At 46.3% G+C, this 25,705-nt stretch carries 29 protein-coding genes; 14 read left to right on the plus strand and 15 right to left on the minus strand.

Going from position 1 to position 25,705, the window contains the following annotated elements:
• Both VE954_RS42505 and VE954_RS42510 read right to left on the minus strand, forming a co-directional pair.
• Positions 1-235: hypothetical protein (locus VE954_RS42505; RefSeq protein WP_324964729.1), on the minus strand; the 235-nt coding region annotated here is incomplete at its 3' end.
• 55 nt (positions 236-290) lie between these two features.
• Positions 291-536 (minus strand): hypothetical protein, encoded by a 246-nt coding sequence (locus VE954_RS42510; RefSeq protein WP_324964731.1) that lies wholly within the window; start codon positions 534-536, stop codon positions 291-293.
• 692 nt (positions 537-1,228) lie between these two features.
• Here VE954_RS42510 and VE954_RS42515 point away from each other — a divergent pair.
• Both VE954_RS42515 and VE954_RS42520 read left to right on the plus strand, forming a co-directional pair.
• On the plus strand, positions 1,229-1,969 hold the full coding sequence (locus VE954_RS42515) for a hypothetical protein (RefSeq protein ID WP_324964733.1): 741 nt from the start codon (positions 1,229-1,231) through the stop codon (positions 1,967-1,969).
• Positions 1,966-2,280: a hypothetical protein gene (locus tag VE954_RS42520; RefSeq protein ID WP_324964735.1), complete on the plus strand. Its 315-nt coding sequence runs from the start codon at positions 1,966-1,968 to the stop codon at positions 2,278-2,280. Before VE954_RS42515 ends, VE954_RS42520 begins: the two co-directional genes overlap by 4 nt.
• 446 nt (positions 2,281-2,726) lie before the next feature.
• On the opposite strand, the gene VE954_RS42525 is transcribed toward VE954_RS42520, so the two are convergent.
• Positions 2,727-2,885 carry a hypothetical protein gene (locus VE954_RS42525; RefSeq protein WP_324964737.1) on the minus strand — a complete coding sequence of 53 codons (159 nt, stop codon included), beginning with the start codon at positions 2,883-2,885 and terminating at the stop codon, positions 2,727-2,729.
• A 155-nt stretch (positions 2,886-3,040) separates the two neighbouring features.
• Here VE954_RS42525 and VE954_RS42530 point away from each other — a divergent pair, with 155 nt between their 5' ends.
• Positions 3,041-4,576: a protelomerase family protein gene (locus VE954_RS42530; RefSeq protein WP_324964739.1), complete on the plus strand. Its 1,536-nt coding sequence runs from the start codon at positions 3,041-3,043 to the stop codon at positions 4,574-4,576.
• A gap of 792 nt (positions 4,577-5,368) precedes the next feature.
• On the opposite strand, the gene VE954_RS42535 is transcribed toward VE954_RS42530, so the two are convergent.
• Positions 5,369-6,904, minus strand: a complete 1,536-nt coding sequence (locus VE954_RS42535) for a protelomerase family protein (protein WP_324964739.1) — start codon at positions 6,902-6,904, stop codon at positions 5,369-5,371.
• 155 nt (positions 6,905-7,059) lie between these two features.
• Between VE954_RS42535 and VE954_RS42540 the strand changes: the two genes are divergently transcribed.
• The gene (locus VE954_RS42540; RefSeq protein ID WP_324964737.1) at positions 7,060-7,218 is read left to right on the plus strand and encodes a hypothetical protein; all 159 of its coding nucleotides are present in this window, start codon (positions 7,060-7,062) and stop codon (positions 7,216-7,218) included.
• A 446-nt stretch (positions 7,219-7,664) separates the two neighbouring features.
• Here VE954_RS42540 and VE954_RS42545 read toward each other — a convergent pair whose 3' ends face one another.
• Positions 7,665-7,979, minus strand: a complete 315-nt coding sequence (locus VE954_RS42545; RefSeq protein WP_324964735.1) for a hypothetical protein — start codon at positions 7,977-7,979, stop codon at positions 7,665-7,667.
• Positions 7,976-8,716 carry a hypothetical protein gene (locus VE954_RS42550; RefSeq protein ID WP_324964733.1) on the minus strand — a complete coding sequence of 247 codons (741 nt, stop codon included), beginning with the start codon at positions 8,714-8,716 and terminating at the stop codon, positions 7,976-7,978. Before VE954_RS42550 ends, VE954_RS42545 begins: the two co-directional genes overlap by 4 nt.
• Positions 8,717-9,408: 692 nt before the next feature.
• On the opposite strand from VE954_RS42550, the gene VE954_RS42555 reads away from it, so the two are divergent.
• From VE954_RS42555 to VE954_RS42575, 5 genes are all read left to right on the plus strand, one after another.
• The gene (locus VE954_RS42555) at positions 9,409-9,654 is read left to right on the plus strand and encodes a hypothetical protein (protein ID WP_324964731.1); all 246 of its coding nucleotides are present in this window, start codon (positions 9,409-9,411) and stop codon (positions 9,652-9,654) included.
• Between the two features lie 55 nt (positions 9,655-9,709).
• Entirely contained in the window at positions 9,710-10,390 is a 681-nt protein-coding gene (locus tag VE954_RS42560) for a DUF6973 domain-containing protein (RefSeq protein ID WP_324964741.1), read from the plus strand.
• A 12-nt stretch (positions 10,391-10,402) separates the two neighbouring features.
• Positions 10,403-10,795, plus strand: a complete 393-nt coding sequence (locus VE954_RS42565; protein WP_324964743.1) for a thioredoxin family protein — start codon at positions 10,403-10,405, stop codon at positions 10,793-10,795.
• Between the two features lie 69 nt (positions 10,796-10,864).
• The gene (locus VE954_RS42570; RefSeq protein WP_324964745.1) at positions 10,865-11,146 is read left to right on the plus strand and encodes a hypothetical protein; all 282 of its coding nucleotides are present in this window, start codon (positions 10,865-10,867) and stop codon (positions 11,144-11,146) included.
• Positions 11,147-11,367: 221 nt separating this feature from the next.
• A complete protein-coding gene (locus VE954_RS42575) occupies positions 11,368-11,784 on the plus strand; it encodes a helix-turn-helix domain-containing protein (protein ID WP_324964747.1) in 417 nt (138 codons plus the stop codon).
• Here the strand turns inward: VE954_RS42575 and VE954_RS42580 are convergent, their stop codons facing one another.
• From VE954_RS42580 to VE954_RS42600, 5 genes are all read right to left on the minus strand, one after another.
• A complete protein-coding gene (locus VE954_RS42580; RefSeq protein ID WP_324964749.1) occupies positions 11,785-12,381 on the minus strand; it encodes a hypothetical protein in 597 nt (198 codons plus the stop codon).
• Positions 12,382-12,425: 44 nt separating this feature from the next.
• The gene (locus VE954_RS42585) at positions 12,426-12,830 is read right to left on the minus strand and encodes a hypothetical protein (protein WP_324964751.1); all 405 of its coding nucleotides are present in this window, start codon (positions 12,828-12,830) and stop codon (positions 12,426-12,428) included.
• Between the two features lie 792 nt (positions 12,831-13,622).
• The gene (locus VE954_RS42590; RefSeq protein ID WP_324964753.1) at positions 13,623-16,337 is read right to left on the minus strand and encodes a toprim domain-containing protein; all 2,715 of its coding nucleotides are present in this window, start codon (positions 16,335-16,337) and stop codon (positions 13,623-13,625) included.
• A 453-nt stretch (positions 16,338-16,790) separates the two neighbouring features.
• Entirely contained in the window at positions 16,791-17,210 is a 420-nt protein-coding gene (locus tag VE954_RS42595) for a type II toxin-antitoxin system VapC family toxin (protein WP_324964755.1), read from the minus strand.
• Between the two features lie 9 nt (positions 17,211-17,219).
• Positions 17,220-17,501 (minus strand): type II toxin-antitoxin system prevent-host-death family antitoxin, encoded by a 282-nt coding sequence (locus VE954_RS42600; protein ID WP_324964757.1) that lies wholly within the window; start codon positions 17,499-17,501, stop codon positions 17,220-17,222.
• A 506-nt stretch (positions 17,502-18,007) separates the two neighbouring features.
• Here VE954_RS42600 and VE954_RS42605 point away from each other — a divergent pair.
• The 5 genes from VE954_RS42605 (at position 18,008) to VE954_RS42625 (ending at position 23,724) form a co-directional block, all read left to right on the plus strand.
• Entirely contained in the window at positions 18,008-18,289 is a 282-nt protein-coding gene (locus tag VE954_RS42605; RefSeq protein WP_324964757.1) for a type II toxin-antitoxin system prevent-host-death family antitoxin, read from the plus strand.
• 9 nt (positions 18,290-18,298) lie between these two features.
• The gene (locus VE954_RS42610; protein WP_324964755.1) at positions 18,299-18,718 is read left to right on the plus strand and encodes a type II toxin-antitoxin system VapC family toxin; all 420 of its coding nucleotides are present in this window, start codon (positions 18,299-18,301) and stop codon (positions 18,716-18,718) included.
• Between the two features lie 453 nt (positions 18,719-19,171).
• Positions 19,172-21,886, plus strand: a complete 2,715-nt coding sequence (locus tag VE954_RS42615; protein WP_324964753.1) for a toprim domain-containing protein — start codon at positions 19,172-19,174, stop codon at positions 21,884-21,886.
• Between the two features lie 792 nt (positions 21,887-22,678).
• Entirely contained in the window at positions 22,679-23,083 is a 405-nt protein-coding gene (locus VE954_RS42620; RefSeq protein WP_324964751.1) for a hypothetical protein, read from the plus strand.
• Positions 23,084-23,127: 44 nt separating this feature from the next.
• A complete protein-coding gene (locus VE954_RS42625; protein WP_324964749.1) occupies positions 23,128-23,724 on the plus strand; it encodes a hypothetical protein in 597 nt (198 codons plus the stop codon).
• Here the strand turns inward: VE954_RS42625 and VE954_RS42630 are convergent, their stop codons facing one another.
• The 4 genes from VE954_RS42630 to VE954_RS42645 form a co-directional block, all read right to left on the minus strand.
• Positions 23,725-24,141 carry a helix-turn-helix domain-containing protein gene (locus tag VE954_RS42630; RefSeq protein ID WP_324964747.1) on the minus strand — a complete coding sequence of 139 codons (417 nt, stop codon included), beginning with the start codon at positions 24,139-24,141 and terminating at the stop codon, positions 23,725-23,727.
• A 221-nt stretch (positions 24,142-24,362) separates the two neighbouring features.
• A complete protein-coding gene (locus tag VE954_RS42635) occupies positions 24,363-24,644 on the minus strand; it encodes a hypothetical protein (RefSeq protein ID WP_324964745.1) in 282 nt (93 codons plus the stop codon).
• 69 nt (positions 24,645-24,713) lie between these two features.
• Positions 24,714-25,106, minus strand: a complete 393-nt coding sequence (locus VE954_RS42640; RefSeq protein WP_324964743.1) for a thioredoxin family protein — start codon at positions 25,104-25,106, stop codon at positions 24,714-24,716.
• 12 nt (positions 25,107-25,118) lie between these two features.
• The coding region (locus VE954_RS42645; protein ID WP_324964759.1) for a DUF6973 domain-containing protein at positions 25,119-25,705 on the minus strand (587 nt) is incomplete at its 5' end.

Genomic DNA, 25,705 nt, shown 5'->3' on the forward strand with positions numbered 1-25,705 from the left:
CTCCGGCATACTCAAGATCTGAGCCGTCCTCCGACTCCGCTAGACGTTGACTTGAGAAATGTTCCTTTACTATTTCATCAAGTTCATCAAGCGAGGCATTAGGATGCTCAGCCATCACCTGTTCCATGTAATCAAAAAGAGGTTGAGCCGACGAATAGTCAATATCAATGTCGGCGTCCGCAAAAGCTGGAGTAGCAGTAAGTAAACAGCACATGAGCAGTTTTTTGTATTGCATATATGTCCCCGGCGTCTGAAAATCGGCGGAGTATTTGACCCCGCCGATAGCTTAATTACTTCGACGAAACACTGATTTGGACTTCGGTATCTGTCTTCTCAACTTTCTTAAGCAAATCTTCTAATTTTGTGTTTTCTAGTTTCGCAGACATAAGCGGAGACTCTCCAGGATAATCTCCTTTAGTACATTGCCAAGCAATACAGGCTCCAAAATCATCCTGTTGTGTACAGACACAGGTCCACGTTTCAGCAAAAGCGGCGGAAGCAGTGAAAGCGAGTGCAATTGCAATGAGCTTTTTCATTTCTTCATTCCTTGAATTTGGTTTTCGTATTTATGCTTCACAGCTTGGGCAAAATCCTTTGCTGTTATAGCTTTGATCTTCGGACATGATCTTGACGAATGATTTGCAAGCAATTCTGCAAGTATAATGATCGATCGCTAGTTTATAGTAGGTGGCTCTGCAAGCCTTTACCCAGTTGTGCTGTAATGCACGGTCGCATTTGATCTTTTTCTGACTGCTGATTATAGCAATCGTCGTGTTGTCGGGAGGCAGAGCCCAGGGAAACAACGGCTAAGCGTTGACACTTGCTATAGTCAGCGTCTGAGACGAGTTCCCGCAAGGCGTCTGTTTCTGGTAGGAAATAATCGGGAATGAGGAACGTTGATGTGAGTTGGTTTAAGTAACCTTCCTTTGAACCGCACAGCTCCCCCGACCAAGCTTGGGTTGGTGTGAATAGTAAAAATAAGCAAGTCGATATAACATTAAACAAATTGATAATGCGCATACACCGCACCTAGCTTTGAATGCTTTTCGCATCAAGGGTTACATTGATTTTTGATGTCTATGGCTGGCCGTGCTTTTAGATCACCGTGACTGTTTGATGGAATTGAAGTTATAATGCGTTGCGTTGTTCAATCCAGTGTGTTTTAAGGCTTTCATGAAGAAGTTTAAACGAGACGCATGAAGAAGTATCGTCGTGATGGGGTATCAATATGGCAGGAAAAAGTGATCAAACCGAGTTGCTAGCTCAATATATTGAGCGGTGGCTAAGTCAAAGTCCGCGTCGTAGCATGCAAATGCTGTCAAGAAACAGCGGCGTTCCTTATCCAACCATTCGGCGAGTGATGCAGCGAGAAGGTGAGCAGACGCTGGAAACGGCTCTTTCCATTCTTAACTTGGTGGCGTCTCTTGAAGAAACGCTTGATTATTTGAGTCCGGTTGAATCTGTCCGTAAGTTTTATGAAAAGGTTTCGTCTCGTACCACTGTAGCCAAACAGGAAATGCTTGAAAAATTTGTTGGCAAGGATTCCTTTTGGGTGATGGCTCTGGCCTTGACTATCGGCGCTACAAAAGCAAGGGTGCAAAATTTATTAGGATCAAGTGGCTTGGCTGTCATGGACGACATGATATCTGAGGGTTTTCTTCGGGAATCGGAGTTTGAAATCTATAGGGCTAACTCCGATTGCTCGACATACTTCTTTCATTCGTCGAAAGTAGGCAGGGAAACGGTTAGGCACGTTAATGAAATGCCTGCTTCTGGACGGTTTTTTGAGCAGGTTGTCGTTTGCAATGTTAGTGAAGAAGGTCTTAATATATTGATGGACTCGCTCAAGGTGGCTTTTGATACGGGTGCTGAAGTTGCGAAAAATCACGAAGGAGACATACTTGTTGGTTTCTCCTACGTTGGAAAAGAAATCCTGCGGAGTGAAGTCAGCAAAGGAGTTTTGCAATGATTAAGATTTTTTGTTTTGTTGTTGTCTCACTAGTGTCAGTCGTTGCCTTTGCCGGTGGAATCATTGGGGGTGGTGGAACAGGCTTAGTTAAAGAAGATAATATTTCCAGCATGGCATTTAGTATTGATTCCTTGTCTAAAGTCTATGTGAATTCTGATGATTTCCGTCGGACACAAGCAAGGCTTTCTGTTGCTAATGCTGGCTCTGTTCCGTTTCTGATTGATGGTGAATCCATTCAAGTTAAGAGCTGGCGTAAGAGTGTTGTTGACGTTAATGTGTCGAAAGAATTTTTGCCTGAGCTGGCAAATTGAATCTGTAAAAATTTACAGGCCCTTTGACCCGCAATAGATTGCGGGTTATTTTTTGACTTCGGGTCCTTCCGTCCTTTTCTCTTCTTGTGGTTGACGATCAACCGCGCTCATTCTGAAAACATGATTTGTCTGGCCCTGCATGCACTGCATTAGGTGGTAAATCCCTTTGTGGTCAAGTATTTGATCGTGTTCAACATGCAGCTATTCCTTCTGGTACTTGACACTGTAAGTTACATCCCTATCTTGTCTTTTGGGTCCTTCTGTCTCTTCTCCTGCATGTGGTTGACGAACAACCGCACTCCTTTTTAGTGTTTAGAAATATTGGCCTAACCTAAACTAACGAATCCATGTAACCCATGATAGTCAATCTTTCTGGTGATTCTGTCCGTTAGTTCATGCTGGATGCGTTTGGGTCCCTTCTGATCGACCTTGGTTTGCAGGTCGTGTCAGCGCAAGCTTTCACATACCTCGATTGTTTTACGCAGTAAGGCAGCGAAAAAGTCCTGCAGTGTTCGCTGAAATGGATTTTCCATTGGGAAAGGATTTGCCGTTTGGCGCTGTGTGCTTTTAATACCAAGGTATATATGGCCTTTATCCTGTTGCATCCAAGCTCCTATTTTTTGGGTCCTTCCAGCCGCTTTTCGTGATGGGTGACGAACAACCTTGGGCTCTCTCTCGATTTTAAAAAAAATCAGGGTTAACTATTGACTCTCTTTTTTTATTTATATATAGTTAATTCATGTTTATTGGAGATTGTTAAATGACTGTTACAACAGAAGATAATCAAGGAAAGTCAGGCAGAGGAATAAGCCCTCTGGCTGTCCGTCGTGATGTCCATGTCCAAGACCGCATTGATTTGTTTGTTGATAAGCTTATAGCGCTTGATGACAAATACATGCCTGATGAGTCTCTGCGGGCCAGTAAGGATAAGGCTTCCCAGAAAAAATATGCTGACCATCGTAGGCGCTGGATCAGTAAATTGCGCGACTTGGTTAAGACTGAAAAGCGATACCTTGGAGGAGAAGGAACGTCGGAAACGCGAGGAAAAGCCAAGATGCGCGCTTCCAGCTTCCAGGTTCGTCTTTCACATTACAAGAAAGCAATCATTGAAAAAACGAATGTGCTTAACCCTGACTTTAGATATGAAGCCAGAAAAATCTTGGCTGATGATGATTTAAGCGATTCTCTTCGGCGGATTCTGTCTGATGTGATGGCTGCAAAGAAATATTCGACCGCACTGAAGAGATATCGTGATGCGCTTGTTGATGAAGCAGAATCTATGACAGACATGGATTACGCTCGGTTTAAGGCGTTGAAAAAGTCGCTAGCTCATCCGGTTATGGGTATGTTGACTGTTGGCGCTAGAATTTCTGCAGTCATCAAACAACAGAGCAACAGAGCGCACAAGATCCGCCATACAACGGCTGTACGTAGGGTTAAGCTGCAGCTTCATTTGTCATGGATGCGTCGGATACTGACAAACTACATGTCGCACGATTGGAAAAACTTGGCAATTGCGCTTACGCAGGCTACGGGTCGGCGTCCTATTGAGCTTTTTTTGAAGGGTAATTTTGTTGTTTACGATAACGGTCATATAAAATTTTCCGGTCAAGCAAAGAAGAAGCTGGCAGAGTCAAAGCCTTATGTTATCCCTGTTCTGTATGATGCAGGTACTTGCGTTGCTGCGGTTAAGCGTTTGAGAAGTCTCCTTAAGCTTCCGGCATCGATAACTCCTGATCAGGTAAACAAGAAGACAGCGAAGCCGCTAGCCAATCGCATGAAGCAGGTGTTTGGTGATGACTGTGTTGAGTTTTACGCTATTCGATCGATCTATGCTCGTTATGCGGTGAAGAATTTCTATAGCGCTCATGCTATGGGGACGGAAGAGGCTTATCTAGCAAGCATTCTGGGGCATGAGCCAGACGACTTAGCTACGGTTCAGCACTATAAGACTGTCCTTTTCAATGAAGAATTGACCGAAGAAGAAGCCGACAACTATTGGGCAACCATAGCGGCAAAAGTAGAGAAGGAAGAAGAGAAGAATGATGAGGCAACAGCGGCTGTGCTTGAAAATATTGGCGTCTTCTCTGACAAATTTAAAGGCGCTAAGGCACGGGTCTATGACTTCATCGTTTCTGAATTGAAGAAGGGCAACAAGCAGCTAACCCAGTCATATATAACCAGGGAGGGCGGCTTTTCTATACCAGCTATCAGGGCTGTGTTGGCTGATATCGGGCAGGTTAGCATCATGGACGCAGGAAAGGGCGGTGCAAAGCTTAAAGCCAAACTGGTTTAGAAGGGGCGGGCAGTAACCGCACCTGTCTTTGATTCGATCATGTTCCTATCCCCCGTATTCCCTTATTTTATAGCTTGTTTTATAGGCTATGAATAAGGTTTTAGCGGGGCCTTTATCCCTTCCTATATATACCTGCAAAGACATATACATCCATTTCATTTACGTCATTTAGTCATGATTCAATGGGCATGATTAGCTCCATAGCTCCTGTTTTCATATTACATGAATGATCTATATATAAAATAGAAATCCATAATCACGGGCTTTATCATGAGGTCATCTTGACTCTAAACTTCATATATACTTTATTCATATATATCTTTTAACTTCCTGGTTTATATATAGACGATTCATGTAACCTCTTTGGCGTTTGTATATAGTCATTTCATGTAATCATGATTACATGAAATGACTATATACAAACGCCAAAGAGGTTACATGAATCGTCTATATATAAACCAGGAAGTTAAAAGATATATATGAATAAAGTATATATGAAGTTTAGAGTCAAGATGACCTCATGATAAAGCCCGTGATTATGGATTTCTATTTTATATATAGATCATTCATGTAATATGAAAACAGGAGCTATGGAGCTAATCATGCCCATTGAATCATGACTAAATGACGTAAATGAAATGGATGTATATGTCTTTGCAGGTATATATAGGAAGGGATAAAGGCCCCGCTAAAACCTTATTCATAGCCTATAAAACAAGCTATAAAATAAGGGAATACGGGGGATAGGAACATGATCGAATCAAAGACAGGTGCGGTTACTGCCCGCCCCTTCTAAACCAGTTTGGCTTTAAGCTTTGCACCGCCCTTTCCTGCGTCCATGATGCTAACCTGCCCGATATCAGCCAACACAGCCCTGATAGCTGGTATAGAAAAGCCGCCCTCCCTGGTTATATATGACTGGGTTAGCTGCTTGTTGCCCTTCTTCAATTCAGAAACGATGAAGTCATAGACCCGTGCCTTAGCGCCTTTAAATTTGTCAGAGAAGACGCCAATATTTTCAAGCACAGCCGCTGTTGCCTCATCATTCTTCTCTTCTTCCTTCTCTACTTTTGCCGCTATGGTTGCCCAATAGTTGTCGGCTTCTTCTTCGGTCAATTCTTCATTGAAAAGGACAGTCTTATAGTGCTGAACCGTAGCTAAGTCGTCTGGCTCATGCCCCAGAATGCTTGCTAGATAAGCCTCTTCCGTCCCCATAGCATGAGCGCTATAGAAATTCTTCACCGCATAACGAGCATAGATCGATCGAATAGCGTAAAACTCAACACAGTCATCACCAAACACCTGCTTCATGCGATTGGCTAGCGGCTTCGCTGTCTTCTTGTTTACCTGATCAGGAGTTATCGATGCCGGAAGCTTAAGGAGACTTCTCAAACGCTTAACCGCAGCAACGCAAGTACCTGCATCATACAGAACAGGGATAACATAAGGCTTTGACTCTGCCAGCTTCTTCTTTGCTTGACCGGAAAATTTTATATGACCGTTATCGTAAACAACAAAATTACCCTTCAAAAAAAGCTCAATAGGACGCCGACCCGTAGCCTGCGTAAGCGCAATTGCCAAGTTTTTCCAATCGTGCGACATGTAGTTTGTCAGTATCCGACGCATCCATGACAAATGAAGCTGCAGCTTAACCCTACGTACAGCCGTTGTATGGCGGATCTTGTGCGCTCTGTTGCTCTGTTGTTTGATGACTGCAGAAATTCTAGCGCCAACAGTCAACATACCCATAACCGGATGAGCTAGCGACTTTTTCAACGCCTTAAACCGAGCGTAATCCATGTCTGTCATAGATTCTGCTTCATCAACAAGCGCATCACGATATCTCTTCAGTGCGGTCGAATATTTCTTTGCAGCCATCACATCAGACAGAATCCGCCGAAGAGAATCGCTTAAATCATCATCAGCCAAGATTTTTCTGGCTTCATATCTAAAGTCAGGGTTAAGCACATTCGTTTTTTCAATGATTGCTTTCTTGTAATGTGAAAGACGAACCTGGAAGCTGGAAGCGCGCATCTTGGCTTTTCCTCGCGTTTCCGACGTTCCTTCTCCTCCAAGGTATCGCTTTTCAGTCTTAACCAAGTCGCGCAATTTACTGATCCAGCGCCTACGATGGTCAGCATATTTTTTCTGGGAAGCCTTATCCTTACTGGCCCGCAGAGACTCATCAGGCATGTATTTGTCATCAAGCGCTATAAGCTTATCAACAAACAAATCAATGCGGTCTTGGACATGGACATCACGACGGACAGCCAGAGGGCTTATTCCTCTGCCTGACTTTCCTTGATTATCTTCTGTTGTAACAGTCATTTAACAATCTCCAATAAACATGAATTAACTATATATAAATAAAAAAAGAGAGTCAATAGTTAACCCTGATTTTTTTTAAAATCGAGAGAGAGCCCAAGGTTGTTCGTCACCCATCACGAAAAGCGGCTGGAAGGACCCAAAAAATAGGAGCTTGGATGCAACAGGATAAAGGCCATATATACCTTGGTATTAAAAGCACACAGCGCCAAACGGCAAATCCTTTCCCAATGGAAAATCCATTTCAGCGAACACTGCAGGACTTTTTCGCTGCCTTACTGCGTAAAACAATCGAGGTATGTGAAAGCTTGCGCTGACACGACCTGCAAACCAAGGTCGATCAGAAGGGACCCAAACGCATCCAGCATGAACTAACGGACAGAATCACCAGAAAGATTGACTATCATGGGTTACATGGATTCGTTAGTTTAGGTTAGGCCAATATTTCTAAACACTAAAAAGGAGTGCGGTTGTTCGTCAACCACATGCAGGAGAAGAGACAGAAGGACCCAAAAGACAAGATAGGGATGTAACTTACAGTGTCAAGTACCAGAAGGAATAGCTGCATGTTGAACACGATCAAATACTTGACCACAAAGGGATTTACCACCTAATGCAGTGCATGCAGGGCCAGACAAATCATGTTTTCAGAATGAGCGCGGTTGATCGTCAACCACAAGAAGAGAAAAGGACGGAAGGACCCGAAGTCAAAAAATAACCCGCAATCTATTGCGGGTCAAAGGGCCTGTAAATTTTTACAGATTCAATTTGCCAGCTCAGGCAAAAATTCTTTCGACACATTAACGTCAACAACACTCTTACGCCAGCTCTTAACTTGAATGGATTCACCATCAATCAGAAACGGAACAGAGCCAGCATTAGCAACAGAAAGCCTTGCTTGTGTCCGACGGAAATCATCAGAATTCACATAGACTTTAGACAAGGAATCAATACTAAATGCCATGCTGGAAATATTATCTTCTTTAACTAAGCCTGTTCCACCACCCCCAATGATTCCACCGGCAAAGGCAACGACTGACACTAGTGAGACAACAACAAAACAAAAAATCTTAATCATTGCAAAACTCCTTTGCTGACTTCACTCCGCAGGATTTCTTTTCCAACGTAGGAGAAACCAACAAGTATGTCTCCTTCGTGATTTTTCGCAACTTCAGCACCCGTATCAAAAGCCACCTTGAGCGAGTCCATCAATATATTAAGACCTTCTTCACTAACATTGCAAACGACAACCTGCTCAAAAAACCGTCCAGAAGCAGGCATTTCATTAACGTGCCTAACCGTTTCCCTGCCTACTTTCGACGAATGAAAGAAGTATGTCGAGCAATCGGAGTTAGCCCTATAGATTTCAAACTCCGATTCCCGAAGAAAACCCTCAGATATCATGTCGTCCATGACAGCCAAGCCACTTGATCCTAATAAATTTTGCACCCTTGCTTTTGTAGCGCCGATAGTCAAGGCCAGAGCCATCACCCAAAAGGAATCCTTGCCAACAAATTTTTCAAGCATTTCCTGTTTGGCTACAGTGGTACGAGACGAAACCTTTTCATAAAACTTACGGACAGATTCAACCGGACTCAAATAATCAAGCGTTTCTTCAAGAGACGCCACCAAGTTAAGAATGGAAAGAGCCGTTTCCAGCGTCTGCTCACCTTCTCGCTGCATCACTCGCCGAATGGTTGGATAAGGAACGCCGCTGTTTCTTGACAGCATTTGCATGCTACGACGCGGACTTTGACTTAGCCACCGCTCAATATATTGAGCTAGCAACTCGGTTTGATCACTTTTTCCTGCCATATTGATACCCCATCACGACGATACTTCTTCATGCGTCTCGTTTAAACTTCTTCATGAAAGCCTTAAAACACACTGGATTGAACAACGCAACGCATTATAACTTCAATTCCATCAAACAGTCACGGTGATCTAAAAGCACGGCCAGCCATAGACATCAAAAATCAATGTAACCCTTGATGCGAAAAGCATTCAAAGCTAGGTGCGGTGTATGCGCATTATCAATTTGTTTAATGTTATATCGACTTGCTTATTTTTACTATTCACACCAACCCAAGCTTGGTCGGGGGAGCTGTGCGGTTCAAAGGAAGGTTACTTAAACCAACTCACATCAACGTTCCTCATTCCCGATTATTTCCTACCAGAAACAGACGCCTTGCGGGAACTCGTCTCAGACGCTGACTATAGCAAGTGTCAACGCTTAGCCGTTGTTTCCCTGGGCTCTGCCTCCCGACAACACGACGATTGCTATAATCAGCAGTCAGAAAAAGATCAAATGCGACCGTGCATTACAGCACAACTGGGTAAAGGCTTGCAGAGCCACCTACTATAAACTAGCGATCGATCATTATACTTGCAGAATTGCTTGCAAATCATTCGTCAAGATCATGTCCGAAGATCAAAGCTATAACAGCAAAGGATTTTGCCCAAGCTGTGAAGCATAAATACGAAAACCAAATTCAAGGAATGAAGAAATGAAAAAGCTCATTGCAATTGCACTCGCTTTCACTGCTTCCGCCGCTTTTGCTGAAACGTGGACCTGTGTCTGTACACAACAGGATGATTTTGGAGCCTGTATTGCTTGGCAATGTACTAAAGGAGATTATCCTGGAGAGTCTCCGCTTATGTCTGCGAAACTAGAAAACACAAAATTAGAAGATTTGCTTAAGAAAGTTGAGAAGACAGATACCGAAGTCCAAATCAGTGTTTCGTCGAAGTAATTAAGCTATCGGCGGGGTCAAATACTCCGCCGATTTTCAGACGCCGGGGACATATATGCAATACAAAAAACTGCTCATGTGCTGTTTACTTACTGCTACTCCAGCTTTTGCGGACGCCGACATTGATATTGACTATTCGTCGGCTCAACCTCTTTTTGATTACATGGAACAGGTGATGGCTGAGCATCCTAATGCCTCGCTTGATGAACTTGATGAAATAGTAAAGGAACATTTCTCAAGTCAACGTCTAGCGGAGTCGGAGGACGGCTCAGATCTTGAGTATGCCGGAGTTGTTGACGAATTCCTTCCTTCACACGCGAAATTAAACGATGCCGAGAAAAGCCTGTTTAATGGAAGTCCTTGGCGTGGACTTCGGGTGATCAATGCGGGACGACTGGCTTCCAACTCATCCTTCGAACTGTACAGCGAGGGCCATTGGAACGGCAATGCGGATGCTTACCGACACTGCTACTGGAATAACTTGATGGTAATGCATACCGATCAGGATTTCGCAAAAGCCTGGGGCAACGCTCATGAGGAGAATCCAAACAACCCACCGCTCGAAAAATGGATGGATATCTCCAATAATAACGACGGGCGTCGCCTTGCCGCAAACCATAGAAGTGACAGCGATAAAGAAAGAAGTAGTCGCTGCCTTCAAGGCGTAATAAACAAGCGTCTAGTTCGCATTGTGGATGGCAAGATCGTGCCCACAGACGGGACAGGGCAAAAATAAGGAAAATAAAGTATGGCGGAACATCGCAGAAGTGTTTTGGGTGGAGTCAGCCTTATGGTATGGGCTATGACGGGGTGCGCAACAAGTACCAAGCTTGGTCCAATGGTTGAATACATCAAAATAACAGAATATCAAACAGGCCCAGAAAAAGTAGCATCATCTGTTTATATTTTCAGTGCTGAGTGGTGTGAGCCATGTAAGATCGCAAAACCGATTGTTGAGAAAGAGGCGGCCGCAAGAGGCGATCGAGTTGTCATTGTTGATGTGAATGATCTCCGGGTATTTGACAAACTTGGTTACAAATCTCTTCCGCTGTTTCGCTTTACAAAGATCGATCCACCCAGGGACGAACTGTTCAACGGCTGGGATGAAAAAAAGTTTATGGAGATATATCACGCGATCTAACGCGGACAACCCCACTTACTCGTGTCGCCGCGCATTGCTTGGCGATTCGTTTTATTTCAGGAGAATGTGATGGGAAAAAGGTTTTGGCTCGGGTTCAATGTGGTGCTCGCCGCTTTGCAATTTTTCGTTGTGACGATCTGGGCGGATCTGACTGCTGCAAGCATGGGGATTGGAGCGGCAAGCAACGGCATATACTCATACTTCCAGCGAGCAGAATTGTTTAAAATCATCGTAGCAACCAGCAAGAACGAGACTTACACGATCAACTACTGGCCAAGCATCTTCGCGGCGATTGTGCTTGCAGGCGTTATACTTTCAAGCGCGAAGCTGTGGAAGACAACAACAAAGTGAGTTACGCCCCATCATTCGAACGCAGAACGTAACTGAGAAAATAGTCACCCGGGAAAGCACTAGCAGCACCAATTAGCAACTTTTAAAATCCCATCAAGCATAGCAGCGAGGATTCACTATCGCTGCTTTTTCATTTCCAGAGTGGACGACTGACCACCCAAAGAGCGACAATGACCCGACCATGACCCGACCACATGACCTGTCCAAAGGAGCGACCAGACGTGAGCGTTTACCCACCACTGAGCGTCCAACAAGCTGCGACCATGGCCGGAACATCGGCGACCACCATCAAGCGAAAGATCACAGCAAAAGAACTGAAAGCCACTCAAAACCAGCGCGGGCAGTACCTTATCGAGCACGACGATATGATGACATACCTAGCACAGCAGCGACCAGGCGGTCGGCAAGGTGCTTCGTCCAAGACCGGACCAGAGCTGGCCATTGGACGACCAGACGAACTGGTGCGCGTCCTCGAACGCGAGCTAGATCAGGCCAAGGAGCGAATACGGTCGCTCGAAGGACGGAACGAACGGCTGCAGTCTGAGCTGCTTTCGCTCATGCACGAATTGAAAGAGGCGTTAACCGGAAACAAAAAGACAGGCTTGTCAGCCTGGTTCGGGCGGGTGCTGGAAAAGTAATCAGGCAGTGGCATCTCCCTGTGAGGCCCATGCAGCTATATCTCGCAGGGCCTTGGTGATTGCCACTTTCAATTCCCGACGAATCGCATCAGCGCAGCCATTGACTGCACCTTCCAATTTCGGATCCAGCTCTGATATACCCATCTCTTTGGCCATATTCTTCAAAGCTCTGGTCTGAAAGCCAATCACATCATAGGGTACATTAAGCATGCGATCTCGAGTCGTGCGGGCAATTTCAGCCGCTTCGCGCTGGTACTTCTCTGCTGGCATCAATCGCTTGGCCGCCTGTTCAAATTTCAACTGCTTTATCAGAACAGCATAATGAGCACGCATGGCGTTTGATTCACTCAAGGCCATGATCCCGTCAACGCGGGGAGTCCCGACTGCTGTTACCATATGGCCACCACGGTCATGAGAAGAGTCACCATTTAAAAACCACTCCAGAACTCCCTCAGAAGCATCAATCCGGAGCCCATCAGCCGTTTTAACTACCGACTTGCTCAGCCGGTCGCCACGCTTCAAAACCTTATGCACAGCCTGCTTGCTGACCCCTATAAGCTCAGCAAATTCCGTTTGCGTGACCAGCTTCCCCAACAATCCACCTCCACAAAAATCCACCAGAAGCGCATTGAATTTAACAGTCAACCCGCGAAAAGACGAGAGAGGGAGAGAGCATTTGGCTGATTCTCACCTATCCAGACTCCCTCGTGGAAAATTCCCACTACGGAACCCATCACGCCAACCACCACCCCTGAGAGCCAACGGAACGGGCCTGATTTCAATTCTGAGCCTCGTACGCCTCCCTTCACGGGAAAACGAGCGACCAAAGACCTGCGCACATCAGAACCCCCTTTTTGAACGCCACAGAAAAACCAAAATGACATAGTTGAGTTGACCCAAATTATTTTTTCAAATCGAGCGAGAGCCCAAGGTTGATCGTCACCCATCACCAGCAAGCGCTGGAAGGACCCAAAAAAACCAGCAAGGTCAAGCGTTCCGCCGTCCAAGGGGAAATCTACTGCCCGAAGAGAAATCCACAGATTCAATGCAATGCAACGCCAGATTGCATGTGCCACAGAGAGTAGGCAAGGTTGATCGTCACCCATCGCCGGAAAGCGCTGGAAGGACCCAAAAGGCGAGGTTAGGTGATCACTTGAAATTCATCACCCGCATATATTTCAAGGCAAGCAGGCCCCGCCTCGTACCGTCATCAAGAGCGGAAGGACCCAAGGGGGGACCGAATCCCAGGTTTAGTTGATCAACTGAAAACCAGAACAGGCAAATATTACGAGACGCGCAGGCTCCGCTCCGTGCCACAAACCACGCTGGAAGAACCTACCGACAAGTGGCCGCAGACCGCACACTGCATGACCCACAAGCAAAGACAGGGAAAATATAAAATTGAATCTCAATAAAAGGGAGAAGTTGGGAAACACTTTGCAGTCAAAGGATACCGGCAAATAAAAAAAATTCATCAACATGCCTGAGACTACGGTTACAGATGGTTACATGAGGTTACAAGATCATGTAACCACATATTTCCAGATGAAACCCTTATAAACAAAGGGTTTTAGAAGGGATAAAGTTTGAAGGTTACAAGGTTACATTATTTTTTCACACATCGCGCACGCGCGCTGATTTTTGGGTGTCATTGAGACGCTTGTCAATGCGGTTCATTATGACTGGCTACTCCTAGATCTCGCGCGCACATATGTGAGACACGTTTTAAAACTGTAACCTTGTAACCTTTGCATTTAACCTATTGATAACAAATAAAAAAATCCGGTTACAAAAACTGTAACCGGAGATGTAACCTAAGATGTAACCTTCGGGTTGAGTTAAGAATCCATTACAAATTGACTAGGCAGAGAGATATCTTTTCTTTTAAAAACCCAACAGCGCTGTGTTGACGGCGCTCCAACCCATTTGGCCTTTTTGACCAGCTTATCATCCAAAAATTTCCCGCATTGGCGTAGTGACGACTTTAGATAGGGCGATTTAGCTACGTCATAGCCGTTTCGGCCCATGACATTGCAGACTTCACCAAGACGCACGTAAACCTTTTCTGCATCATAAATATAATCCCGACCATATTCCAAGAACGCACCCGAATCGTGGGTTCTATACGCTAGGGCTTCAAATGCCTCGAAGAATGCCGCAGAGGTATCGCTCTCGCCCATATTCTGTTCGGGTTTCAGCTTCGCCATTTGAACGATTTGGCTGCAGGTGGAATTGATATGTTCTGGCTCAAGTCCAAATTCGTCGCGCATTGCGCACAAAGCAGCCAGCAAATTGCCGTGATGATAAATATTGCGATCGTTCTGGACTCCCTGGTCACGCATATAGTCCGAGCACTCTGGGATATAGTGAGCCTGCCTCGCTGCGAGGGAAGCGAAGCGCTTGTAGTGTTCCGCCCCAATCCCTGTGAGCGGCACCACACCGTCAATTACCTGGGAGAGCCGCTGCAGTTCGGCAACAGCTTCCTTCTGTTCAGGAGTGAACTCTGTTGAATCTATTTTGACGGAAATCACCCGTTCCTTCATGCTTTGCTTGGTAAATGGCTCGTAGTTCTGCGAGAAGATCAGGCCCGCATCAAAGGGGAGTTTGTTTGTTCCCGATCCGTCCTTGTTCGCGCGAGTCTGACCAGACTGGCGGTTATAGAGCCCAAGCTGCGAATTCTCATCCATCTGACCGTAGCGCCGCTGTCCTTCGGCTTCGATTTCCTTGTTGTTCTCAGCTAACACAATAGGCACACAGATCGGCTTTGCCATGGTCCGCAATATCCCTTTGACCGTTGAGGCACCCTGAATAACCCCTTCATAGGCACTCTGAAAACTGAATACCGTGTTCATGTTCGTGACCAGTGTACTCTTTCCTGATCCAGGCTTGCCGGAGATTGAAAGAAAGGGATGGTTCCGGCAATAGAGAGGAATATCGAAGTTCAGAGCAGAGCACATTGTCCAGACATAGTAAGCAGCAACCATGAGCCCTTGCTCGCGTCCGGCTGCATAGAGGACATTGTAAAACTGCCTGACATCACCTGTCTCGGCAATGTTTTTGATCGCCGATTCCATCGATGTCGGTTTTACTCCTAGCTCCGTATAGTAGCCGTCTGAGTTAGGTTTCAGCATTCGACCATCTTTGGTGAAAGCTGCATGCGGAAAAATGAAAGCTTTGGCTTCATAGTCATAACCATAGCGCTCGACCGCACGAACGTGAGGCATGTCAAGGATTTTAAGTATATTCACCTTGATATAAGCCAGCTCCATTTTTTCGCCAACGAATGTCATACCCGTTTGTTTTGAAACGCTAACAGAAAAGTCGCGGTCGTGTGTTATTTCCCTGGGATCGAATTCCACCAGCCTTTTGACCATCCGGCCTTGCTCCTCATAGTGCGCAAAGAAGCATTGCATGCGGGTTGGTTTTTCTGAATCAAGAGGCTGCTGGAGCAGAGTATAAGCGGGTCGCAGGACGCCGTTCATAAGCTGGATGCTGTCTTTTAGCTTAGTGCAATAATCACCATCTTTCGATTTAACTTTCTCCGTAACCGGCTTATACCAAGCACAGCGATACTCAAGAATAGGCGGATAGGAACCAACAAGACGCTCATACCGCATGATCGCATTCCTGGCATCGCCGCAAAAATCAGCGCCTCCAATGGCTTCGCAGCGGTCCAGGAAACGCTCATTCAGCACCCCATCACGCAAAAGCGAATCCCAATCGCCACCGATTGGAAAGGAAACACTGACATTCTTGCCTTTTTCATGGAAAGCCCAATACCATGACCTTGCACATTTTCTTCCGGCTTCCCCTTCATCAAAAGCAAGAATAATCCTGTCAGTAAAGCCGGAAAGGTATTCCATGAATTCCGGCATGCTCTGCGGTCTGGCTTGCGCAGAGAGCAAAGACACCGCCTGTCTTCCAACTTCGAGAATTGCCATGGCTTTCAGGGGAGACTCAGCAACATAAATTGGCTTTGCTGTGTCTATCGGATGAGAGGGAACCCAATAGGCTTTGGATGCTTCCGAGTCTTTGTCGTTCCAGTGTTTCGCTTTCTCAAATGGCGGATTGATCACTCGGTAATTAAGGAAAGCCATGGATGTTCTGAACCCCAAAGCTTTGTAGCTTCCATCACCAATCTTGACTTGCGCGTAGATGCCGCCCCATTTGATAAAATTGGGAATGCCGCGAGACAGAGCATAGTTTTGCTGGAGAGTTGTGTTGTCATCATCGCGCGCAAACGAAGCTTTGAAATCCTCATAGACCGATGGCGCATATTCACTCCAAGGGATACCAGCGTATCCATCGCAGGATGTTCTATTGCACTTGATACGTCTTGGATCATTAATTGCGGTAAATGCTTTTGCCTGACCGCATCTTAGGCAGAGTACATCCTGATAGTGTCGACCTTTCGGTTTCCCGCCGTGCTCCTTCTCTATGACCAAAGCCACGCGGGAAGCCAGCTCTGGATTCATTTTTGTTGAATGAAGAGAGAAGGGACGGGAATGGGAATTGTGAAGGGAATGAGAGGGTTGGTCTACATTTTCTGTCATTAAGTAACGCCTCCATGGCAATTTGGAGGGTCTTTTTCGCTTAATGTGGAATTTTGCGTTGCCATCAGACTGTGGTACAGTCTATACAACGTCATCCCTGGCTACACGGCGAAGCCCTTTGTTCTGCGAAGTTCCGACCAAAGAAAGACGCAGAAGAGGGGCAAGACCCAAATTCTCCCAAAGAATACACCTGACACCCGATCTAGCAAAGCAAAACTCCCAACCATAACAGCAGCAAGACACACGACCCTGTGTATAACTTTCTGGAAAATTGAACAAAGGTCACTCCCTTTGCTCACTTACACTATCGTTACTTTTTTTGAAAAAAAGTTTTCTACAAACCCCTTGTCCAGCAAGAGTTATAGAAGCGATGTCCGCAGCTGTTCGCTCGTGACTAAAAATGTTGACAGCGCATTGAAAATGACTAGTATGCGCGCGAATATCGTTTTTCTTTCATTTCTTTGCTTTGCCCGCAACATCTTTAAAAGGGTTGACGATTTCAATTTGCCAAGGAGCAAAATCTTTTTCGTTAGCCGTGGCAACCGGAACACCCAAAGCCTTTGCCGTTGCGCCTATGAGCAAGTCCTCAATGTGAAGAGTCTGGCCGATGGCTTCCTGTTCGGCTCTCATGTTGGCGGCAAGAAGCGCGATTTCCTCATCAACCGGATAGGCTCGAACGCTTCTTTGAGCAAGGATTTTGAATGACGCCAGGGACTTCATCGACCCGCTACGCACCAGCCCATACTCAATTTCGTAAAGCACAATCACGCTGGTTTTGATGATGCCAAGCCTTGAGAGGAAATCCCTGGCTATGGCCTGGCGTTCAATGTTCTTGTTGAAAACCGACGAGAGGACATTTGTATCAACGATCATTGCGCGCGCTCACTCGACTGTTATTTTTTTGATGGGAGCTTTCACGTTCTCGAAAGTTTCTTCGGTCACGCCTTCGGTTTTGCTGACGCGAATAAGATCATCAAGCAGGCTCCTGGTCTGGTCTTGCTTGATAGACATGAGCAGCGCATAATCATCATCACTGATCACCGCACCAGCAGGCTTTCCATCCGAGAAAACTCGTTGCGGCTCATTCCTTGATTGCTTGAGTACTTCAGAGAACTTGCTCTTTGCTTCTCCAACGCTCCATGAGTTCTGTTTTTTTGCGGGCATTTCTTATTCCTCCAAATCAGATCTAAAACCATGATGCGCCCATCTCTCTTATTAGTCAAATGACTATTTGCCTATGTCATCCATACTTCGCGCGCGGGTCAATATATATATAGATGATTCATATAATAAACAAATTTAACTTACACGCATCTACTATATATAATTGCCCTAACTCAATTTTATATACAGACGATTCATGCAATAGTAAACACAAACTTACTCTCATTTTATATATACTTGATTCATATAATCATGATTATATGAATCAAGTATATATAAAATGAGAGTAAGTTTGTGTTTACTATTGCATGAATCGTCTGTATATAAAATTGAGTTAGGGCAATTATATATAGTAGATGCGTGTAAGTTAAATTTGTTTATTATATGAATCATCTATATATATATTGACCCGCGCGCGAAGTATGGATGACATAGGCAAATAGTCATTTGACTAATAAGAGAGATGGGCGCATCATGGTTTTAGATCTGATTTGGAGGAATAAGAAATGCCCGCAAAAAAACAGAACTCATGGAGCGTTGGAGAAGCAAAGAGCAAGTTCTCTGAAGTACTCAAGCAATCAAGGAATGAGCCGCAACGAGTTTTCTCGGATGGAAAGCCTGCTGGTGCGGTGATCAGTGATGATGATTATGCGCTGCTCATGTCTATCAAGCAAGACCAGACCAGGAGCCTGCTTGATGATCTTATTCGCGTCAGCAAAACCGAAGGCGTGACCGAAGAAACTTTCGAGAACGTGAAAGCTCCCATCAAAAAAATAACAGTCGAGTGAGCGCGCGCAATGATCGTTGATACAAATGTCCTCTCGTCGGTTTTCAACAAGAACATTGAACGCCAGGCCATAGCCAGGGATTTCCTCTCAAGGCTTGGCATCATCAAAACCAGCGTGATTGTGCTTTACGAAATTGAGTATGGGCTGGTGCGTAGCGGGTCGATGAAGTCCCTGGCGTCATTCAAAATCCTTGCTCAAAGAAGCGTTCGAGCCTATCCGGTTGATGAGGAAATCGCGCTTCTTGCCGCCAACATGAGAGCCGAACAGGAAGCCATCGGCCAGACTCTTCACATTGAGGACTTGCTCATAGGCGCAACGGCAAAGGCTTTGGGTGTTCCGGTTGCCACGGCTAACGAAAAAGATTTTGCTCCTTGGCAAATTGAAATCGTCAACCCTTTTAAAGATGTTGCGGGCAAAGCAAAGAAATGAAAGAAAAACGATATTCGCGCGCATACTAGTCATTTTCAATGCGCTGTCAACATTTTTAGTCACGAGCGAACAGCTGCGGACATCGCTTCTATAACTCTTGCTGGACAAGGGGTTTGTAGAAAACTTTTTTTCAAAAAAAGTAACGATAGTGTAAGTGAGCAAAGGGAGTGACCTTTGTTCAATTTTCCAGAAAGTTATACACAGGGTCGTGTGTCTTGCTGCTGTTATGGTTGGGAGTTTTGCTTTGCTAGATCGGGTGTCAGGTGTATTCTTTGGGAGAATTTGGGTCTTGCCCCTCTTCTGCGTCTTTCTTTGGTCGGAACTTCGCAGAACAAAGGGCTTCGCCGTGTAGCCAGGGATGACGTTGTATAGACTGTACCACAGTCTGATGGCAACGCAAAATTCCACATTAAGCGAAAAAGACCCTCCAAATTGCCATGGAGGCGTTACTTAATGACAGAAAATGTAGACCAACCCTCTCATTCCCTTCACAATTCCCATTCCCGTCCCTTCTCTCTTCATTCAACAAAAATGAATCCAGAGCTGGCTTCCCGCGTGGCTTTGGTCATAGAGAAGGAGCACGGCGGGAAACCGAAAGGTCGACACTATCAGGATGTACTCTGCCTAAGATGCGGTCAGGCAAAAGCATTTACCGCAATTAATGATCCAAGACGTATCAAGTGCAATAGAACATCCTGCGATGGATACGCTGGTATCCCTTGGAGTGAATATGCGCCATCGGTCTATGAGGATTTCAAAGCTTCGTTTGCGCGCGATGATGACAACACAACTCTCCAGCAAAACTATGCTCTGTCTCGCGGCATTCCCAATTTTATCAAATGGGGCGGCATCTACGCGCAAGTCAAGATTGGTGATGGAAGCTACAAAGCTTTGGGGTTCAGAACATCCATGGCTTTCCTTAATTACCGAGTGATCAATCCGCCATTTGAGAAAGCGAAACACTGGAACGACAAAGACTCGGAAGCATCCAAAGCCTATTGGGTTCCCTCTCATCCGATAGACACAGCAAAGCCAATTTATGTTGCTGAGTCTCCCCTGAAAGCCATGGCAATTCTCGAAGTTGGAAGACAGGCGGTGTCTTTGCTCTCTGCGCAAGCCAGACCGCAGAGCATGCCGGAATTCATGGAATACCTTTCCGGCTTTACTGACAGGATTATTCTTGCTTTTGATGAAGGGGAAGCCGGAAGAAAATGTGCAAGGTCATGGTATTGGGCTTTCCATGAAAAAGGCAAGAATGTCAGTGTTTCCTTTCCAATCGGTGGCGATTGGGATTCGCTTTTGCGTGATGGGGTGCTGAATGAGCGTTTCCTGGACCGCTGCGAAGCCATTGGAGGCGCTGATTTTTGCGGCGATGCCAGGAATGCGATCATGCGGTATGAGCGTCTTGTTGGTTCCTATCCGCCTATTCTTGAGTATCGCTGTGCTTGGTATAAGCCGGTTACGGAGAAAGTTAAATCGAAAGATGGTGATTATTGCACTAAGCTAAAAGACAGCATCCAGCTTATGAACGGCGTCCTGCGACCCGCTTATACTCTGCTCCAGCAGCCTCTTGATTCAGAAAAACCAACCCGCATGCAATGCTTCTTTGCGCACTATGAGGAGCAAGGCCGGATGGTCAAAAGGCTGGTGGAATTCGATCCCAGGGAAATAACACACGACCGCGACTTTTCTGTTAGCGTTTCAAAACAAACGGGTATGACATTCGTTGGCGAAAAAATGGAGCTGGCTTATATCAAGGTGAATATACTTAAAATCCTTGACATGCCTCACGTTCGTGCGGTCGAGCGCTATGGTTATGACTATGAAGCCAAAGCTTTCATTTTTCCGCATGCAGCTTTCACCAAAGATGGTCGAATGCTGAAACCTAACTCAGACGGCTACTATACGGAGCTAGGAGTAAAACCGACATCGATGGAATCGGCGATCAAAAACATTGCCGAGACAGGTGATGTCAGGCAGTTTTACAATGTCCTCTATGCAGCCGGACGCGAGCAAGGGCTCATGGTTGCTGCTTACTATGTCTGGACAATGTGCTCTGCTCTGAACTTCGATATTCCTCTCTATTGCCGGAACCATCCCTTTCTTTCAATCTCCGGCAAGCCTGGATCAGGAAAGAGTACACTGGTCACGAACATGAACACGGTATTCAGTTTTCAGAGTGCCTATGAAGGGGTTATTCAGGGTGCCTCAACGGTCAAAGGGATATTGCGGACCATGGCAAAGCCGATCTGTGTGCCTATTGTGTTAGCTGAGAACAACAAGGAAATCGAAGCCGAAGGACAGCGGCGCTACGGTCAGATGGATGAGAATTCGCAGCTTGGGCTCTATAACCGCCAGTCTGGTCAGACTCGCGCGAACAAGGACGGATCGGGAACAAACAAACTCCCCTTTGATGCGGGCCTGATCTTCTCGCAGAACTACGAGCCATTTACCAAGCAAAGCATGAAGGAACGGGTGATTTCCGTCAAAATAGATTCAACAGAGTTCACTCCTGAACAGAAGGAAGCTGTTGCCGAACTGCAGCGGCTCTCCCAGGTAATTGACGGTGTGGTGCCGCTCACAGGGATTGGGGCGGAACACTACAAGCGCTTCGCTTCCCTCGCAGCGAGGCAGGCTCACTATATCCCAGAGTGCTCGGACTATATGCGTGACCAGGGAGTCCAGAACGATCGCAATATTTATCATCACGGCAATTTGCTGGCTGCTTTGTGCGCAATGCGCGACGAATTTGGACTTGAGCCAGAACATATCAATTCCACCTGCAGCCAAATCGTTCAAATGGCGAAGCTGAAACCCGAACAGAATATGGGCGAGAGCGATACCTCTGCGGCATTCTTCGAGGCATTTGAAGCCCTAGCGTATAGAACCCACGATTCGGGTGCGTTCTTGGAATATGGTCGGGATTATATTTATGATGCAGAAAAGGTTTACGTGCGTCTTGGTGAAGTCTGCAATGTCATGGGCCGAAACGGCTATGACGTAGCTAAATCGCCCTATCTAAAGTCGTCACTACGCCAATGCGGGAAATTTTTGGATGATAAGCTGGTCAAAAAGGCCAAATGGGTTGGAGCGCCGTCAACACAGCGCTGTTGGGTTTTTAAAAGAAAAGATATCTCTCTGCCTAGTCAATTTGTAATGGATTCTTAACTCAACCCGAAGGTTACATCTTAGGTTACATCTCCGGTTACAGTTTTTGTAACCGGATTTTTTTATTTGTTATCAATAGGTTAAATGCAAAGGTTACAAGGTTACAGTTTTAAAACGTGTCTCACATATGTGCGCGCGAGATCTAGGAGTAGCCAGTCATAATGAACCGCATTGACAAGCGTCTCAATGACACCCAAAAATCAGCGCGCGTGCGCGATGTGTGAAAAAATAATGTAACCTTGTAACCTTCAAACTTTATCCCTTCTAAAACCCTTTGTTTATAAGGGTTTCATCTGGAAATATGTGGTTACATGATCTTGTAACCTCATGTAACCATCTGTAACCGTAGTCTCAGGCATGTTGATGAATTTTTTTTATTTGCCGGTATCCTTTGACTGCAAAGTGTTTCCCAACTTCTCCCTTTTATTGAGATTCAATTTTATATTTTCCCTGTCTTTGCTTGTGGGTCATGCAGTGTGCGGTCTGCGGCCACTTGTCGGTAGGTTCTTCCAGCGTGGTTTGTGGCACGGAGCGGAGCCTGCGCGTCTCGTAATATTTGCCTGTTCTGGTTTTCAGTTGATCAACTAAACCTGGGATTCGGTCCCCCCTTGGGTCCTTCCGCTCTTGATGACGGTACGAGGCGGGGCCTGCTTGCCTTGAAATATATGCGGGTGATGAATTTCAAGTGATCACCTAACCTCGCCTTTTGGGTCCTTCCAGCGCTTTCCGGCGATGGGTGACGATCAACCTTGCCTACTCTCTGTGGCACATGCAATCTGGCGTTGCATTGCATTGAATCTGTGGATTTCTCTTCGGGCAGTAGATTTCCCCTTGGACGGCGGAACGCTTGACCTTGCTGGTTTTTTTGGGTCCTTCCAGCGCTTGCTGGTGATGGGTGACGATCAACCTTGGGCTCTCGCTCGATTTGAAAAAATAATTTGGGTCAACTCAACTATGTCATTTTGGTTTTTCTGTGGCGTTCAAAAAGGGGGTTCTGATGTGCGCAGGTCTTTGGTCGCTCGTTTTCCCGTGAAGGGAGGCGTACGAGGCTCAGAATTGAAATCAGGCCCGTTCCGTTGGCTCTCAGGGGTGGTGGTTGGCGTGATGGGTTCCGTAGTGGGAATTTTCCACGAGGGAGTCTGGATAGGTGAGAATCAGCCAAATGCTCTCTCCCTCTCTCGTCTTTTCGCGGGTTGACTGTTAAATTCAATGCGCTTCTGGTGGATTTTTGTGGAGGTGGATTGTTGGGGAAGCTGGTCACGCAAACGGAATTTGCTGAGCTTATAGGGGTCAGCAAGCAGGCTGTGCATAAGGTTTTGAAGCGTGGCGACCGGCTGAGCAAGTCGGTAGTTAAAACGGCTGATGGGCTCCGGATTGATGCTTCTGAGGGAGTTCTGGAGTGGTTTTTAAATGGTGACTCTTCTCATGACCGTGGTGGCCATATGGTAACAGCAGTCGGGACTCCCCGCGTTGACGGGATCATGGCCTTGAGTGAATCAAACGCCATGCGTGCTCATTATGCTGTTCTGATAAAGCAGTTGAAATTTGAACAGGCGGCCAAGCGATTGATGCCAGCAGAGAAGTACCAGCGCGAAGCGGCTGAAATTGCCCGCACGACTCGAGATCGCATGCTTAATGTACCCTATGATGTGATTGGCTTTCAGACCAGAGCTTTGAAGAATATGGCCAAAGAGATGGGTATATCAGAGCTGGATCCGAAATTGGAAGGTGCAGTCAATGGCTGCGCTGATGCGATTCGTCGGGAATTGAAAGTGGCAATCACCAAGGCCCTGCGAGATATAGCTGCATGGGCCTCACAGGGAGATGCCACTGCCTGATTACTTTTCCAGCACCCGCCCGAACCAGGCTGACAAGCCTGTCTTTTTGTTTCCGGTTAACGCCTCTTTCAATTCGTGCATGAGCGAAAGCAGCTCAGACTGCAGCCGTTCGTTCCGTCCTTCGAGCGACCGTATTCGCTCCTTGGCCTGATCTAGCTCGCGTTCGAGGACGCGCACCAGTTCGTCTGGTCGTCCAATGGCCAGCTCTGGTCCGGTCTTGGACGAAGCACCTTGCCGACCGCCTGGTCGCTGCTGTGCTAGGTATGTCATCATATCGTCGTGCTCGATAAGGTACTGCCCGCGCTGGTTTTGAGTGGCTTTCAGTTCTTTTGCTGTGATCTTTCGCTTGATGGTGGTCGCCGATGTTCCGGCCATGGTCGCAGCTTGTTGGACGCTCAGTGGTGGGTAAACGCTCACGTCTGGTCGCTCCTTTGGACAGGTCATGTGGTCGGGTCATGGTCGGGTCATTGTCGCTCTTTGGGTGGTCAGTCGTCCACTCTGGAAATGAAAAAGCAGCGATAGTGAATCCTCGCTGCTATGCTTGATGGGATTTTAAAAGTTGCTAATTGGTGCTGCTAGTGCTTTCCCGGGTGACTATTTTCTCAGTTACGTTCTGCGTTCGAATGATGGGGCGTAACTCACTTTGTTGTTGTCTTCCACAGCTTCGCGCTTGAAAGTATAACGCCTGCAAGCACAATCGCCGCGAAGATGCTTGGCCAGTAGTTGATCGTGTAAGTCTCGTTCTTGCTGGTTGCTACGATGATTTTAAACAATTCTGCTCGCTGGAAGTATGAGTATATGCCGTTGCTTGCCGCTCCAATCCCCATGCTTGCAGCAGTCAGATCCGCCCAGATCGTCACAACGAAAAATTGCAAAGCGGCGAGCACCACATTGAACCCGAGCCAAAACCTTTTTCCCATCACATTCTCCTGAAATAAAACGAATCGCCAAGCAATGCGCGGCGACACGAGTAAGTGGGGTTGTCCGCGTTAGATCGCGTGATATATCTCCATAAACTTTTTTTCATCCCAGCCGTTGAACAGTTCGTCCCTGGGTGGATCGATCTTTGTAAAGCGAAACAGCGGAAGAGATTTGTAACCAAGTTTGTCAAATACCCGGAGATCATTCACATCAACAATGACAACTCGATCGCCTCTTGCGGCCGCCTCTTTCTCAACAATCGGTTTTGCGATCTTACATGGCTCACACCACTCAGCACTGAAAATATAAACAGATGATGCTACTTTTTCTGGGCCTGTTTGATATTCTGTTATTTTGATGTATTCAACCATTGGACCAAGCTTGGTACTTGTTGCGCACCCCGTCATAGCCCATACCATAAGGCTGACTCCACCCAAAACACTTCTGCGATGTTCCGCCATACTTTATTTTCCTTATTTTTGCCCTGTCCCGTCTGTGGGCACGATCTTGCCATCCACAATGCGAACTAGACGCTTGTTTATTACGCCTTGAAGGCAGCGACTACTTCTTTCTTTATCGCTGTCACTTCTATGGTTTGCGGCAAGGCGACGCCCGTCGTTATTATTGGAGATATCCATCCATTTTTCGAGCGGTGGGTTGTTTGGATTCTCCTCATGAGCGTTGCCCCAGGCTTTTGCGAAATCCTGATCGGTATGCATTACCATCAAGTTATTCCAGTAGCAGTGTCGGTAAGCATCCGCATTGCCGTTCCAATGGCCCTCGCTGTACAGTTCGAAGGATGAGTTGGAAGCCAGTCGTCCCGCATTGATCACCCGAAGTCCACGCCAAGGACTTCCATTAAACAGGCTTTTCTCGGCATCGTTTAATTTCGCGTGTGAAGGAAGGAATTCGTCAACAACTCCGGCATACTCAAGATCTGAGCCGTCCTCCGACTCCGCTAGACGTTGACTTGAGAAATGTTCCTTTACTATTTCATCAAGTTCATCAAGCGAGGCATTAGGATGCTCAGCCATCACCTGTTCCATGTAATCAAAAAGAG

This window comes from Oligoflexus sp., from assembly GCF_035638955.1.
Lineage (GTDB): Bacteria > Bdellovibrionota_B > Oligoflexia > Oligoflexales > Oligoflexaceae > Oligoflexus.

Coding starts and splice junctions, on each gene's coding strand:
- VE954_RS42615 (WP_324964753.1), top strand. CDS start 19,172: ATGACAGAAAATGTAGACCAACCCTCTCATTCCCTTCACAATTCCCAT.
- VE954_RS42570 (WP_324964745.1), top strand. CDS start 10,865: ATGGGAAAAAGGTTTTGGCTCGGGTTCAATGTGGTGCTCGCCGCTTTG.
- VE954_RS42540 (WP_324964737.1), top strand. CDS start 7,060: ATGCAACAGGATAAAGGCCATATATACCTTGGTATTAAAAGCACACAG.
- VE954_RS42560 (WP_324964741.1), top strand. CDS start 9,710: ATGCAATACAAAAAACTGCTCATGTGCTGTTTACTTACTGCTACTCCA.
- VE954_RS42600 (WP_324964757.1), bottom strand. CDS start 17,501: ATGCCCGCAAAAAAACAGAACTCATGGAGCGTTGGAGAAGCAAAGAGC.
- VE954_RS42550 (WP_324964733.1), bottom strand. CDS start 8,716: ATGGCAGGAAAAAGTGATCAAACCGAGTTGCTAGCTCAATATATTGAG.
- VE954_RS42510 (WP_324964731.1), bottom strand. CDS start 536: ATGAAAAAGCTCATTGCAATTGCACTCGCTTTCACTGCTTCCGCCGCT.
- VE954_RS42565 (WP_324964743.1), top strand. CDS start 10,403: ATGGCGGAACATCGCAGAAGTGTTTTGGGTGGAGTCAGCCTTATGGTA.
- VE954_RS42640 (WP_324964743.1), bottom strand. CDS start 25,106: ATGGCGGAACATCGCAGAAGTGTTTTGGGTGGAGTCAGCCTTATGGTA.
- VE954_RS42595 (WP_324964755.1), bottom strand. CDS start 17,210: ATGATCGTTGATACAAATGTCCTCTCGTCGGTTTTCAACAAGAACATT.
- VE954_RS42520 (WP_324964735.1), top strand. CDS start 1,966: ATGATTAAGATTTTTTGTTTTGTTGTTGTCTCACTAGTGTCAGTCGTT.
- VE954_RS42535 (WP_324964739.1), bottom strand. CDS start 6,904: ATGACTGTTACAACAGAAGATAATCAAGGAAAGTCAGGCAGAGGAATA.
- VE954_RS42610 (WP_324964755.1), top strand. CDS start 18,299: ATGATCGTTGATACAAATGTCCTCTCGTCGGTTTTCAACAAGAACATT.
- VE954_RS42525 (WP_324964737.1), bottom strand. CDS start 2,885: ATGCAACAGGATAAAGGCCATATATACCTTGGTATTAAAAGCACACAG.
- VE954_RS42530 (WP_324964739.1), top strand. CDS start 3,041: ATGACTGTTACAACAGAAGATAATCAAGGAAAGTCAGGCAGAGGAATA.
- VE954_RS42590 (WP_324964753.1), bottom strand. CDS start 16,337: ATGACAGAAAATGTAGACCAACCCTCTCATTCCCTTCACAATTCCCAT.
- VE954_RS42545 (WP_324964735.1), bottom strand. CDS start 7,979: ATGATTAAGATTTTTTGTTTTGTTGTTGTCTCACTAGTGTCAGTCGTT.
- VE954_RS42515 (WP_324964733.1), top strand. CDS start 1,229: ATGGCAGGAAAAAGTGATCAAACCGAGTTGCTAGCTCAATATATTGAG.
- VE954_RS42555 (WP_324964731.1), top strand. CDS start 9,409: ATGAAAAAGCTCATTGCAATTGCACTCGCTTTCACTGCTTCCGCCGCT.
- VE954_RS42605 (WP_324964757.1), top strand. CDS start 18,008: ATGCCCGCAAAAAAACAGAACTCATGGAGCGTTGGAGAAGCAAAGAGC.
- VE954_RS42635 (WP_324964745.1), bottom strand. CDS start 24,644: ATGGGAAAAAGGTTTTGGCTCGGGTTCAATGTGGTGCTCGCCGCTTTG.